The following is a 14,747-nucleotide window of genomic DNA, read 5'->3' as shown; positions in this document are numbered from 1 at the left end:
ATTTTTATATAAATTTATACAGACACTGCCATTTTCCCTTTGCGAAATATTCCCATTAATCCAGCGATTAATGAGATAAACGCTTCTCCCACTCTTTCACCTTTTCAATTGTTACATCTAATTTCTTAGCCACTTCCTCTATACTCATTCCCTTAAAGAGCATTCCAGCTGCCGAAAGTGCTTTATCAATTTCTTCTTGCTTCTCCTGTTCATATAAACGACCCACTTTTGTCATCCGTAACCACTCCTTTACTTTTTTCGCGTAGTCTTCATCAATAAATTTATCTGTAGCTACAAGAATTCCGGCAATAACTTGAATTTGTTCTTGCTCATCGGAGATACATTTTGCTACTTCTATCGTCTTCTCAATTAAAATTTGTCTTTTTTCCCTACTATGCATAAGTGGTACAAGTATTAATTTCATGGTTTCTTCATCCGTCAAAGATTTTCCTTCTTCCATTTTTTTAATAACCTTTTGAAGGATAGCATCACCATTATATTCGCTTAGTAAAACCGCTTTGGAATTTAAACGTATACTACATACATCTATTTCTTCTATTGGATTCATTACCTCACTTGTATAAATAACTACGATTCGAATATCCGGTAACTCTTTATTCTTATTATAATAACGATACATAATTTGATTTGCATAATCCATATACTTCAAATGGTTTTCAAGGAAACGGGTATTACTTTCATACTCTAACATTAAAATTGAACCATCTTCCATTTCAAATAAAGTATCTGAGCGCCTTTGATCTGCACGAACTCTCGAGAATTCATTTAATAACAGCTCTTTTATTTTTGGAAAGCCTTTTAATCCATATGCTTCAAGCCCTTTATCCCTATAACATTCACTTAAAAACTTCATAAGAATATCTTTATTATGATAAGAAATATCCTTCCCTGCCAATAGCTAATCCCCCTTAACTATTAGTTACCATTTTCTTTATTATATAACTTATGAAATTAGCGTTACAACTTTGGTTCACATGCAGATACTATTTTCAAAACAACTTGCCCTTTCACTACTTTCCCCCCTCCACAAACCTTCCAAACCCCTTCAAAAATCTCAACTTAAAACTCCCCACAGGCCCATTCCGATGCTTCGCCACATGAATCTCCGTCATCTCTTTCTGCTTCGTTTCCTTATCGTAATAATCTTCGCGGTACATAAGCATTATCACATCCGCATCTTGCTCAATTTGTCCCGTCTCTCTTAAATCTGATAAAAGCGGACGCTTATCTTGCCGCGACTCTACAGAACGGGATAATTGCGACAGCGCTACTACACAAACATTTAACTCACGTGCTAATAACTTAAGCTTACGAGAAATCTCACTAATCTCTTGAAATCGATTGCCCTTATGCTTCGGATCGCCCGTAATAAGCTGCAAGTAATCTACAATAATTAAAATCTTTTTATCACCGTGCTTCCTCTTTAACTTACGAGTTTGCATCCAAATATCTTGCACTGTAACGCCTGCATTGTCGTAAATCTCAAATGGCAACTCACCAATCTCCGCAAACGCCTTACTCACCTTTTCCCAGTCCTCTATCGCAAAACGATGCTTCGGATTTTTCAGCCTACCTCCTGACACTTCACCTACGCAAGACGCCATCCTTTTCAACAATTGCTTACTACTCATCTCTAATGAAAACAACCCTACCGCCACTCCAGACTTCGCCGCATGCATTCCAACATTAAGCGCAAACGCAGTCTTCCCCATAGAAGGACGCGCACCAAGGACGACAAAATCTCCTTCCTGAAGTCCACACGTCATTTTATTTAACGATGTATAACCAGTCTCAATACCAGTAATCTCTTTCACATCTTGATGAAGCTCCTCATACAAATCAACTAACGCATCCTTCAAATCAAACTCACATACAGAATCTTTCTCCTCTAATTCACAAAGTGCCGTAATCGTCTCACCGATAACTTTCTCACTCTTCTCCGCAATAAGACGCTCTCCCATCTTGTGCCCGAGAACACCAGCCTGATACATTTTCCACGCACCTCGAACAAGCCCCTCATAATAAGAGAAGTTGGCAGTTGTAGGCACACCATCCATTAACCCTATAAAATACTCCATTCCCCCGATTCCCTCTAAAAACTTCGGATCTACCCGAGAAATGAACGTCACAAGATCAATCGGTTGCCCCTCTTCTTCCATTTTTCGCATTAACTGAAATATAGACTTATGTACTGGTATAGAAAAATACTGCTCCGTCAAACGGCACTCCTTAATAAGCTCTCCATCAAGTAACAGAGAACCTAACACCGTCTTCTCCGCCTCCACATTTTGAATACTCATGGCCGCCACCCGCGCTCCGCTAAAAAGCGCTGCAACTCTTCTTCAGACGGCGCATTCTTCTCCCACTCCTCACACCTCGCCAAAAACTCCTCCGTCTCCCCCGTACTAACAGACGACTCCTTCTTCCTAAAGCTCGCCGTATCCGCCTCAACCTCAGAAACTTTCGTAAACCCTTTCCCGTGCCACCCACGCAGAATCCCCTTCACATAAGCAATCGTCCGCTTATTATTCTCAAACGCAATTTGAAGAGCCTTCAGCACAAGCTCCTCTGACAAATCTTCCATCCACGCACTCAGTTCCTCCACCGCAAAAGGAGACAAACTACCGAAATGTTGCTCATAAAAAGAAAACACGCGACTTCCCGTCTCTGCCTCTATAACCTCTTCTTGCGCCTCTGTCTCCTCACAAACTGGCTCAACATCATCCACAGCCAAATCACTCGGCATACCGAAATGCGCTAAAAGCATCGGAACACTCAGCTCTTCCTCAGCGCACTTCTGAAGAAACATATGTACAAACTCCTTATTCTTCACACCCTTCAGCTCACGAAGCACACACTTCTCCACATTCGTATTCGTCACAGGATTATAACGAAGCCAATTCAAAACGAATAACTCCCGCGTATCCGCATCATAAAGAATCTTCCCATAATCAACAAAACGCTGCACAAGCTTATCAACAGTCTCCCTGTTATAACCCGTCTCCATCTCAGCTAACCGCTTCGGAAAAGGAAAAATTCCGCACTGCGTCGTCTTCGAACAAGTTAACAAATACACATAAAAGTATCGCTCCTCCGGCGTCAAATCCAAAACAAAATCATCCTGCCAAAAATTCACCTGCACATTACGATACACCGCCATCCTAATTCCTCCCGTCTCCGTTCAAAAGTAAAAACCTCTTCATAATATATATGGGAGACTGGCCTGGTTTTTGGCGTGTTATTTTAAATTTTTTTTGACTACTACTACTACGGTGTTTGTTGTTGTTTTTGTTTTTGTTGTGTTTTTTCTTAGTGATTTATTACTTGGTAGGGGCTTGTAAGGGACTTATAAGGGGCTAGTTATCGGTTACTTCGATTAGAAAGACTCGATCTGAGAAGCCACCTCGTTCTTCTGCTTTCTTTTTTCGGATTTTGTTGATTTCTTCTAGTGTTGTGCCTTCGTGTTCGGCTAGGGCGTTTATTAGTTCTAGTAGGTCGGATAGTTCTTCTAGTTTATGTTCTTTTGTGTCTGCTTCTAGGTATTCGGTTAGTTCTTCTTCTGTTTTCTTGCAGATTTCTTTTATGTATTCGTCTTGGGGTAGGATTATTGTTGTGGGTGTTTTTCCGTTAGCTTTTATTATTTGTGGAATTTTGTTTCGGATTAGTTTGTTGTAGGTTGGCATGTGGGTTTCCCTCCGTTTGATTTTTCTTCTATTATAATGGAAAAGCAGTTTAACTAGGTGTTAAACTGCTTTGTTGCTTCTTATTAATTAATATCAATTTTTTCTACTAACATTGCTGGAATACTAATTTCGCCACCCATAGTAGATTTATAAGTATATATACCTGCAGATTTCCCCTTAACAGTAACATTATCTTTTTCTAACACTCTTGAATTTAGAATGTCACTTTTATAAACAACGTATAATACTTTATCGTAATTTCCATTAACCGCTATTCTTAATTGAGTCTCACCTTGTCCTTCCATTACTTGAAGAACTTTTCCTGTAAATTTAGCTTTCTTTCCTTTAAAATCATCCGGTGTTCTAGCTAATTGATCATATGTAATTCCTGTTTCATATCCAATGCGCTCTTCTTCCTCTTTTGCTGCTTTCTCCGCTGCTGCTTTCTCTGCCGCCGCTTGTTCTGCTGCTGCCTTCTCTGCTGCTGCTTTCTCTGCTGCTGCTTTCTCTGCCGCTGCTTTCTCTGCCGCTGCTTGTTCTGCTGCTGCCTTTTCCTCAGCTGTTAACTCTTTCTTCTGCTCAGCTTTAGCTGGTTTAGCCACAGCTTTTGTCTCTTCTGCCTTTTTCGTATCATCAGCAGTTACACCAACTAAAACAAACATTGCTATTACACCTATTCCATAGAACTTTAACACACTTTTTCTATTTCGTTTTCCTTCTTCTCCCCATCTAACTACTAATTGAGGTTTAATAATCCCAATAATTAATGCTATTAAGCATACAACAAATAATAATGCAAATAAAGTATTCAAATCGCTTATCCCTCTCACTTTTTTATTTAATTACAATTAATTTCATTCAAACTATATATTCCCATGTTTTAATGTTTTTTTCAACACAAAATTATTTGATTGATTTGTCAGATAATAAAAATTAACACTTATCAAATAAACTACCTGTAAAAATACTTATAAAGGTAGTAAACGGAAGGATTTGTATTACAATGATGATCAATGAAAAAAGAATAAAGCATGATATCGAAAATAGTTTTTAGTCTTAATAAAACAGAAAGACAGATTCCCCATTTTATTACTAATAGGGAATCTGTTTACTTACAGGCTATATTTTATTGATTGCTTCTTTTATATACTGTTCTTCCTCACCCGTAAAAAGAGTGGGGAATTCGGCTAATGGGATTTTTGATTGTTTGATTATATCCTCTATATCACTTTGAGAGATATCAAGGTAGTTCGTTACCTCTTCGATTAAGTTACAAAATTCCTTCAAAGTAACTTGAACATCATGATGACTCGGATCCTTCTCTTCTACCTTATACTTTTTCAACTTCCCTATCACATCCATAAAACGTCGATCAAACTTATCTTTTAATTCCTTATTATTATAAAACGTTTGAACACTCTCCTTTGAAAAATGTTCCTCTAACCATTCTTTATTTTCTTTCTCCCATATAAAAGTTTGAAGAAAAGAAGAAAACAAAGCAACATCCACTCGTTCTTCCTTTTGAAACTTCTTCGTCATCTCATCCATATGCGAAAGTACCTTCGCAATTCTTTCTTGCTCCGCCAAAAGCATCTCTCTTTGAAAATTCATTTGTCTTAAAAATTCTTCAGTCTCAATATCACGCTGCAATATAATATTTTGAATTTCCCCAAGCGAAAAACCAAGATGCTTAAACGATTGAATTTGCTGCAGCACATACAAATCATCTTTCGTATATAACCGATGCCCGCCCTCAGTATAATCGCTCGGCTTTAATAAATTAATCTTGTCATAATAACGAAGCGTCCGCACCGTAACATCCCCAACACTTGCAAACTCACTAATCATCCACGCCATATCATCACCTACTCTACTAACTTCTCTCTCACATACTGAAGCATATGAGAAAAACTCATCTCATTCTGCCTACAATATTGAAACAAACCTACAACAAGCAATAAAAAAGGAATATTCCCTCTATAACGATTTTCATACTCGCTAATACCATCATAAAAATACTCATACTTTCTTTTTCGTAAAACGATATAAATCGCAATAAACAACACGGCAATCATAATAAAAATTCGCTTTCCCCTTACCTCCACTTCTTGTTTCATCACCTATTCTCCTTCCACTATATACTTATCTTCTTTAAATACAGGAATTCTAATGAAATAACGATATGGCTCGTCGCGTATTACTTTCCACGCAACAATGATCACTTGAACGACCTCAAAGGCAAACACAATCCAAAACAAAACATCACTAATACGCGAACTAATATTAAATAGAAGAAAGATTAACAAATGAAAGTTGAACGCCTTTCGGCAATGGTATTTGTACACCTCATTTTTACGTGCCAGCGTGATGTACATGAGTAGTGGTGAAAAAATCCCTATTGCAGCTGAAAATAATAGCATGATGATGGTGTTTCTTTTTTCTTTTGTGGTGGTTTTCATGAGTGGTTTGGCCCCCTTTTTGATTTGTCTTTTTTAGGTTAGGGGGTGACGTTGGGGGAGGTGCAAGGGGTATTCTATTAGTTAGAGTTAAAAATTAATCATTGCATAGAGTTCCTGGCTACTTTCCCATGCTCCATCTAATATATTAGTTATATCTTATCAATAGTGCTTCTCGAAAGTTCCCACTATAAATCCAAGTTAAATTAGATATACAATTCACCCACTCAAAAAACATTACATAATTATATATAAATAATATATAATTATGTAGGAAATTAAATATCTATAGGAGTGATTTTTATGAAACTTATAAGTTTTTCTGTAAAAAATTATAAAGTATTTCACGATATGTTTTCTGTTAATTTTAGAACCGATTCAATAGCTATTTTAACTGGGCGTAATAATACTGGAAAATCTACATTTTTAGAAGCTATTAACTGTTTCTTTATGAATGAGTCCAAACAAAAAACAATTCCTATAAATTGTTTTCACAATCAAAATGATAACATTGTGATGATTGCAACATTTGAAAGAGAAAAAGAAAATACTGAATCTGATATTACGACTAAACAAGTCGAAAATATAACTATAAAAAAAGAATATACACTTAATACTGCTCCAAAATATTTTATGGATGAAAAACCATTAACGAATAAATCTGAAATTGTTAACTGGATTCATTCAAATCCACCTTATTATATAACTCCATATATGACAATAGACGATATTAATAAACAAGTACAAACAATTTACCAGGCAGCAATGGAAAATGATTTATTGAAAATCTCCAAAGGTGAGCTTGATGATACAGCTGAACTTTCGAAACACTATAGAAATTTAATACAATCCTTACCTAGCTTCGTGAAAAAATTAAAAGAAGATACAGATGCATCACTTTCAATTATTAACGATAAAGCTAGTGCTAATTTAAAGAAACTATTTGCAAACCCGGATTTATCTATTGAAGTTGTTGGAGCAGAAGGTAATACATTTACTTATAAAGATATTTTAAAATACACTGATTCTAATGTTTTAATACACAATAAAAATCGCGCAATGTATTTACAAGATCAAGGAACCGGACTCCAGCGAATGAGTTTAATTTTCCTAATTCAAAATATGATTCAGGAAAATTTATTAGGAAACATAGATAATAAACTCTTACTTATTGATGAACCAGAGGCTTTTTTACATCCTGAGGCTATAAGAGGATTAAGCGATGCTTTATATAAAATCGGTGCAGAAATGCCACTAATTGTCTCAACACACTCTCCCATTTTAATAAATTTATCAGAAAAGCATACAAGTCTACAAATCTTTAGAATCCAATCAAATGAAGCAATAGAGCTCTATACATCAGATAAAGAAAAATTTGATGAGGACGATATAAAGAACATGAAGATTTTAAATTACGTTGACTCATTTGTAAACGAATTCTTCTTTGCAGACAACATAATTGTAGTTGAGGGTGATACAGAATATATTGCTTTAAAAACACTTATGAAAACACGAGAAGAATCCAACTACCATGTTATACGTGCTCGCGGAAAAGACACCATTGTAACCTTAATGAAAATCCTTAATCAATTCAAAAGTACTTATACCGTCATACACGATGTTGACAATGATAAAGACACCCTTACAAAATTAAAAACACAATTAACGAAATGTAAAAATATAACACATCAAAAAACCATATCTACGGAAGCAACACAAATTAAAATTATTGCATCCTTAGCAAATTTCGAAAAAGCTCTAGGAATGAACAATATTTCCAATAATAAAAAGACCAAGAATATTTTTACTATTATTACAGAAAACCTTCCTGAGCATGATCAAGCTAGAGAGCATCTACATAACCTATTTGACAATATAAATAACCATGAAATAGAACTAACTGGTAATTTCCGAATCATTGAATCTTCTAGTGATTATGAAGAATTTTTTAAAGAACAAATAAATTCCTTATCGGCTACTAACTAACTTTAACATTATCAACATGGGAATTAACTCATTTTTTTCACAGTAACTCTTAGATAACTTAAAGAGGAAGCTTAAACTTACTCTTTAAGTTATCTAAATTATAAATTCATATATCGGTTTACTAAAGTAACATTTTTAAAATTATTCTTTTCCCATTAACTTATTAAGATTTTCTCCATCCTCTGATTTCCACATTTTTGTCCCTGTTAACCTTGCTCCACCAATAACCCCTGCCGCTTCACTAGGTGTATCAAATAATTTATCTTGCACAAATTCATAATAAGTCTCTCGCTTCACAATAATTTCTTTTGCAATTAACTCATTCCTAGTTTCATGAAAAGCATCTGGCATACTCTTGTGAACATTTAGGGCCATCTGGGAACCTTTTTGAACTAGTATCTGATAGTTATCTCGTTTATCATTCTTTCCTTTACACAACCCACTGGCTTTAATACCCTTATATGTAAAATACAGTATAGTATCTAAAGGAATTTCTTTCTCAGGAATTTTCCGGTAACCAAATGGTGATTTGTTAGGGAATTCTTCCTCTATTTCTAACTCTTCTTCCTCTACATCCACCATTGAAACCTCATTATATTCCATAAATCCTTTTAAAACCCCCTCAAAATCCTCACCAAATAATTGACTAAATGTAAATTCAATTTCTTCTTTTTCGAGTTCATTTATATGGTTTATATATTTAAAAATATAATCCTCATTAGATGAATCTTCATGCTTATATATTTCATTCCACAAATAGAATAATACTTTTTCTACAAAACTTTGAGTATGTATTACTGTACTATTTCCAGATGGCATGATAAAACGATTCCCTAACTGTTTATCTTCACTTTCCGTAAGAGAATAAATTTTGGCATTTATCGTCCTTAGAAAGTCTTCCCACGAATAATATTCTTCCCTAATTTTAATATAAAACCTTGCTGCATCTTCATAATTAATTCCTTGATATCGCCAAGACCATCTTCTAATAAATGCAGAATCTATTGGAAATACAGATTGATCAGAGGTATTCATTGTAGCAAAGATATAAAAATTACTTGGGAACGCTAACTTTAAATGTTCCTCATCTTCCTCCAATAATAATTGTTCTTTTATGAACTCACTCATTTCTAAAGGAACATTAATACTATACTGTGATTCACCGGTCATTGAATTTCTATCTAATAACTGAAAAAAGTCACCAAAAATGGCACTACAATTCCCTCGGTTAACTTCATCAATTACTAAAATAACCGGATCATCCTGTATACATGCTTCTACATAGGAACGCAACAATATTCCAGGGATAAATTTATAATTCAATCGTTCTTCCTTATTTTCTAATCTTTCCATAATAGGTCGATAGGTTCCTACAAAATCGCTATAATCATACTCTGGATGAAATACAGTTCGGAATACATTATCTTCTGGTATACCAAATTGGTCCATTATTTGCTTAATAGTATATGACTTTCCGGTTCCTGGTGGTCCATAAAATATTATTTGATGTGATAGATTCGGTAACATAAAAAACACCTCTTATCTTTATTTGAAAACAATGGAATTTATTAAAATATTACTATTGGACTTAACACATTCTTTTACTAAATTTGAATCTTCCTTGTTTTTTTCTAACACTAAAACTGCCCTATCTTCTCCTATAAAAAACACTTTTCCCCAAAATATATAGTAATTACTCTTTATAAAATTTTTGAGGGTTTGTTCCTGCAATATAAACATGTCATACACATGATTATAATAATCAGCAATTCTTGTTCTTACTATTTTTCTAAACAATGATTGATATTGTTGTTTTATTTTTTGAGTTTTAATCGTATATGCTTTCATCAAAAATAACAGATTTATCTTAAAGTAAAAAATATGAAAAGTATCTCTATCAAAAAAAACATTTTCAAATTGTTTTGTTATTAATGGTTTGTTAAAAGGAACTATCGGTATTTCTGGAATTTTTTTATATTTTTCATAATTTATATCTCCAAATACAAAAAAATTAGGTATCGCATCATACCCCCTAGAAAAATCTTCACGCAGGAGAATATTATGTTTATCAAAATAACCGCGATTTTTTTCGAATTCCTGAATGATATTTCTTGAATACGTAAATTGTTTAAATATAGAGTTTGTATGTACAGTTTCCCCTTTATAATATTTCGAATCTCCAATAAAGAAAATATTATTTCCTGTCACAAAAGATTGCTCACTAAAAATATGGTCAATAATTTTTCCGTCTTTTTGTACTTTTAAAACTGCTAGATGCTCTTTATCTGATAAAATCTCATTGACCATATCTTCAAATAACAAATTAAAATTGAAAACTACCATATATTCAACACATTCTTTTTGGGCACTAATAGATTCATATTGATAATATGCATTTAACAACTTAACTAGCCGTTTCATATCATCCCTAATATAAAGACTCCGTATATTCTTTAAAATCTTTGGAATTTTCCTTTCAAATTTTATAAATTCTCTTAATGGCATAATTGGTAAGTGACTATCTAAAGATATATTTATATTATAAGTGCACTTTATCTTATTTAAGAGTGAATAAAATACCATTAAAACAATATCATTCTGGCTAAGTCTTGAATTCGAGTATTTGAAATGAAAATAATGTACATTTTCATCATACATAACTGGCATATTTTTTTTTATTGTTTTATTCCAATGAATTTTATTTGTTTTCTTTTTATCAATACCCTTCTCCTTAATATACAGATGTTGATTTTGTTTATGAAACTTGATTACAGAAAAGATTGTTTCGATCATGGACAATTTCCGATCTTCCATATTTGATAAAATAGATAACTCATGTGGATGCTCATTTTGATTTTCCCTTTGATATTTCATTAAAGTTTGAAAAAGAAGTATTGTAAAATCATGAACAAAGGCTATTTTTTCTTTATTCCCTTTTAGCACATTTCTATAGTCCTGTTGCGCAAACTTCTCTACATCTATATCATTAAACAATTTGCCATCTTTCTCAAATAATTTGGGTAAGACTATATAAATTTCTTGTGCACCATTTGTATAAAAACCTACACATTGCAGTACTGCATGATGCTCATCCACATCTTTTATAAATTTTGACTGAAACAATTCATACAATAATTCTTTCTCATACCTATACTGTTCAACAAATATTCTCAAACTTTACACCTCTATGTTCCACTCTTAGCATCCTCTATCGAGGTTAGCATAATTTTATTTTCCCTACTTAAATTTCAAATTCTCACTTTTGGTAATCTACTATAAAATTATTATTCATCTAAAACCTTTTAATGTAAATATCATTGTTAAAATTTAACTCAAAATACAAATAACCTTCTGTTTATCCGCTTTGTGCAGTTATTCTTTACAAAAAAAGTATAGTGAACTCATTCACTATACTCCTTCCTTCTTTTATTAAAATAAACTCAACTGCACAATACTATCCATCTTCTCTTCTTCTTTGTTAATCTCTAAAATCCTTTGACCCATTCGCTCCACCAAATCAACCACTAAAGCATTTCCCATACAAAAGTATCTGTTTCTTTGTGGCATTCCTGTATTCGTCCAGTCCATTGGGAAACCATTTAACAATTCACATTCAACTGGTGTTAAATATCTTAATCTTTTTGTATAAGGATCCTCAATGACATGTGAACTTCTATTACATGTTCCTTCACTTGTTAACATTGTACGTCCAGGCTTATCTAAATCATCAGGGAAAGCCATTCCTCCCTCAGAGTAGAAATATTTATGACCTGTCGCCTTTGACACTCTTTCTTCTTTTTTAGGACCTTTAAGATACTTAAGTTCCTCAAATTCCGTTCTGCCCTTTTTGTTAACCTTATCCATTTTTAAATAATACGATTCATCTGCAGGGCCAAATTTATCATATACCTTTTGAACAACTTCACGTAAAGTCTCTGGACTTTCAGTTACTGGAACTAATTCTTCCGTATATACTTGTCCATCCATCATTACGCCAGAATTATAGTATTCAGCTTTAAATGTATCAGAAACCTCAATAATATCGACTGGCAACTCAAATTGCCCTCTTTTTTTGTTTTCTTCAGGTGCTTCATGCACATTAAAAATTGGAGCGAAGAATCCATTTTCACACAATATCTCTAAAGGCTTCATTTTACTTTGAACAGATGTGAAATGAGATTCTTTTAAATACGCAAAAATAAATACTCTTCGTCTTCTTTGAGAATTTCCATAATCCGCAGCGTTAATAACTCTCCATTCCACTACATATCCTGCGTCTCTAAAGCTCGCCAGCATAATAGAAAAATCACGACCTCTTTGTTTTGCTGGTGATTTCAATAATCTATCTACATTCTCTAACAAAACAAATCTTGGCTTGCGAGAATTAACTATGTTCATTATCTCCCAAAAAAGAACACCTTTTTTTCCTTGTATTCCTTTTTCATTTGATAAAGTACGTGCTACAGAATAGTCCTGACAAGGGAATCCACCTACTAATAAATCATGCTCAGGTATTTCCGGCCAAGCTTCTGCTATATCTCTATTTACATGTATTCCTTTATTTTCAAAGCGAGTTGCATAACAATTAAATGCATGTTGTGCTTTAGTTGAGGGCTCCCACTGGTTTCCCCAAAGAACTTCAAAGTTTTCGTTTGCTTCTAGTCCTAATCTAAAACCTCCTACTCCCGCGAAAAGTTCTACTACTTTCACCATAAATACACGAACATCCTTTCGGTATTTTATTTATCTATGCTTCATTATAATAAAAAGTGAGGAAAAGATCAACTATAACATTTTAGGAATCATATTTTTTTACAGTTCCTTTTTTGACTTGTAACCGTTAAGAAAATAATTCGTTACTATATCAATAGTATAAACGAAACAAATCGCCTTGAATAGATCCAATATAACTGTTCTTTAATAGAACAAACTGACTTTTCCTTCTTATAAATTTTACTTGTATAAAATTGAAACAGCTTTTTATTATAGCATAGATTTAATATGTATTGTTTAAAATCATACAACGCAGCACTGGATACAGAAAGGAGTTTATTATGGACTATACTACAATAGAAGAACTAATGAAAAAAGCACATGAAGCTGAAGGAAAAACATTTGGTGAAATCGATACAACTGACCGACTTGCAAATGCGAAATCAAAAGGTGGACTAGGGCAAGTAATCGAGGAAAGCTTTTTTGGATATGAAGTCAATTCAAACGCAGAAGCTGACTTTCAACACCTTGGTGTTGAACTTAAAGTAACTGCATTTAAACAAAATAAAAACGGTTCACTATCTGCCAAAGAGCGGCTAGTCTTAAATATTATCAACTATATGGAAGAAGTTCATACACACTTTGAAACATCAAGCTTTTGGAAGAAAAACGAAAAACTACTATTAATGTTCTATGAATGGGTACCTGGTGTAGACCGTAAAGATTTTCACATTACAAAAAGCCTTTTATTCACCTATCCCGAAGCTGATTTAGAAATAATTAGACAAGACTGGGAAACCATCGTAAATAAAATTCGTGCCGGCAAAGCACATGAATTATCTGAAGGTGATACAAACTATTTAGGAGCTTGCACTAAGGGTTCCAATAAAAACTCACTTCGCTCACAACCGTATTCTGAAATTCCAGCAATGCAAAGAGCTTTTTCGTTAAAGCCTTCTTACATGACAGCACTAGTTCGCAGGTATCACCTAAACGAAGAACTAGTAAGTTTTACAACAACAAATGAACTAAAAGGAAAATCTTTAGAAGAAATCCTTTATTCAAAATTTGAAAATTACATAGGCTTAACTGATCAAGAAATCGCTCAAAAATTATCTATTGATTACAAACCTACAACCAAAAGCTTTGTTCCACTATTAGTAAGCTCTTTACTTGGTATCAAAGGAACTCGACTCGATAAAATTGAAGAATTTGCGAAAGCTAATATAGAATTTAAAACAGTTCGTTTAGAGCCTAACGGTAAACCCGAACAAAGCATGTCATTTGAAACAATCGATTTTCATCAATGGACAAACGAATCATGGGAAGAAAGCGAAATTAGAGAACGCTTCTATCAAACAAAGTTTTTATTCGTAATTTTTGAATTTAACCAAACAAAAAAAGAAAATCCAAATCGTAAACTCTACTTTAAAGGTATTAAACTTTGGAACATGCCTGCTCCTACAATAGAAAAAGAAATACGTGAACTATGGGAAGAAGTTAATAAAGTAATACATGAGGGTATTCAAATTGAATATAAAAAACGCGGTGACAAAGTCGTCGAAGCAAATAACCTACCAAAAATAAACTTCAACGGTGTCGCGCACATTAGACCAAAAGCCCGCAACGGTGCCGATAAAGTAGCTTTACCTGATGGTCAGCATATTACAAAGCAATGTTATTGGTTAAATAACTCTTATATCGCCCAAATCATTAACAAAACGAATAAATAATTATCTTTCTTATTAACAAAAATGGATTATATCTAGATAGTATATAAAAACTTACCTAGATATAATCCATTTAATATATATCGTTAAAATTAATACACGTTATATACAATATTTAACAATAATTCCACCTATGCGAAATCAGTTGTTTCTTCATT

At 33.5% G+C, this 14,747-nt stretch carries 13 protein-coding genes; 2 read left to right on the top strand and 11 right to left on the bottom strand.

The window, feature by feature from the left end; genetic code table 11:
* Positions 1-67 precede the first annotated feature (67 nt).
* From NST86_RS04950 to NST86_RS04915, 8 genes are all read right to left on the bottom strand, one after another.
* Complete coding sequence (locus NST86_RS04950; RefSeq protein WP_144405402.1) at positions 68-916, bottom strand: transcriptional regulator; 849 nt, start codon at positions 914-916, stop codon at positions 68-70.
* A 115-nt stretch (positions 917-1,031) separates the two neighbouring features.
* Positions 1,032-2,321, bottom strand: a complete 1,290-nt coding sequence (gene dnaB / locus NST86_RS04945; protein WP_193533364.1) for a replicative DNA helicase — start codon at positions 2,319-2,321, stop codon at positions 1,032-1,034.
* Positions 2,318-3,181, bottom strand: a complete 864-nt coding sequence (locus tag NST86_RS04940) for a DnaD domain-containing protein (protein WP_193533365.1) — start codon at positions 3,179-3,181, stop codon at positions 2,318-2,320. Before NST86_RS04940 ends, dnaB begins: the two co-directional genes overlap by 4 nt.
* Positions 3,182-3,377: 196 nt before the next feature.
* On the bottom strand, positions 3,378-3,704 hold the full coding sequence (locus NST86_RS04935) for a nucleoside triphosphate pyrophosphohydrolase (RefSeq protein WP_048656431.1): 327 nt from the start codon (positions 3,702-3,704) through the stop codon (positions 3,378-3,380).
* 83 nt (positions 3,705-3,787) lie between these two features.
* Complete coding sequence (locus NST86_RS04930) at positions 3,788-4,516, bottom strand: hypothetical protein (protein WP_016122017.1); 729 nt, start codon at positions 4,514-4,516, stop codon at positions 3,788-3,790.
* A gap of 307 nt (positions 4,517-4,823) precedes the next feature.
* A complete protein-coding gene (locus NST86_RS04925; protein ID WP_061664124.1) occupies positions 4,824-5,561 on the bottom strand; it encodes a MerR family transcriptional regulator in 738 nt (245 codons plus the stop codon).
* Between the two features lie 8 nt (positions 5,562-5,569).
* A complete protein-coding gene (locus tag NST86_RS04920) occupies positions 5,570-5,821 on the bottom strand; it encodes a hypothetical protein (RefSeq protein ID WP_061664125.1) in 252 nt (83 codons plus the stop codon).
* 3 nt (positions 5,822-5,824) lie between these two features.
* Positions 5,825-6,163, bottom strand: a complete 339-nt coding sequence (locus NST86_RS04915) for a DUF4870 domain-containing protein (protein ID WP_061664126.1) — start codon at positions 6,161-6,163, stop codon at positions 5,825-5,827.
* A gap of 300 nt (positions 6,164-6,463) precedes the next feature.
* Between NST86_RS04915 and NST86_RS04910 the strand changes: the two genes are divergently transcribed.
* A complete protein-coding gene (locus NST86_RS04910; protein WP_061664127.1) occupies positions 6,464-8,146 on the top strand; it encodes an ATP-dependent nuclease in 1,683 nt (560 codons plus the stop codon).
* A 141-nt stretch (positions 8,147-8,287) separates the two neighbouring features.
* Here the strand turns inward: NST86_RS04910 and NST86_RS04905 are convergent, their stop codons facing one another.
* From NST86_RS04905 to dcm, 3 genes are all read right to left on the bottom strand, one after another.
* Complete coding sequence (locus NST86_RS04905) at positions 8,288-9,673, bottom strand: DUF4357 domain-containing protein (RefSeq protein ID WP_061664128.1); 1,386 nt, start codon at positions 9,671-9,673, stop codon at positions 8,288-8,290.
* An 18-nt stretch (positions 9,674-9,691) separates the two neighbouring features.
* Positions 9,692-11,320, bottom strand: a complete 1,629-nt coding sequence (locus tag NST86_RS04900) for an LlaJI family restriction endonuclease (protein WP_061664129.1) — start codon at positions 11,318-11,320, stop codon at positions 9,692-9,694.
* A gap of 255 nt (positions 11,321-11,575) precedes the next feature.
* Positions 11,576-12,859 carry a DNA (cytosine-5-)-methyltransferase gene (gene dcm / locus NST86_RS04895; RefSeq protein ID WP_061664130.1) on the bottom strand — a complete coding sequence of 428 codons (1,284 nt, stop codon included), beginning with the start codon at positions 12,857-12,859 and terminating at the stop codon, positions 11,576-11,578.
* Positions 12,860-13,200: 341 nt separating this feature from the next.
* Between dcm and NST86_RS04890 the strand changes: the two genes are divergently transcribed.
* Positions 13,201-14,592 carry a Sau3AI family type II restriction endonuclease gene (locus NST86_RS04890; RefSeq protein ID WP_000386746.1) on the top strand — a complete coding sequence of 464 codons (1,392 nt, stop codon included), beginning with the start codon at positions 13,201-13,203 and terminating at the stop codon, positions 14,590-14,592.
* Positions 14,593-14,747 lie beyond the last annotated feature (155 nt).

The organism is Bacillus sp. FSL L8-0199, from assembly GCF_038005705.1.
In the GTDB taxonomy this organism is placed as follows: Bacteria; Bacillota; Bacilli; order Bacillales; family Bacillaceae_G; genus Bacillus_A; species Bacillus_A cereus.
Note: the sequence above shows the minus strand (reverse complement) of the source record. Positions and strands in the feature narration are given on the sequence as shown.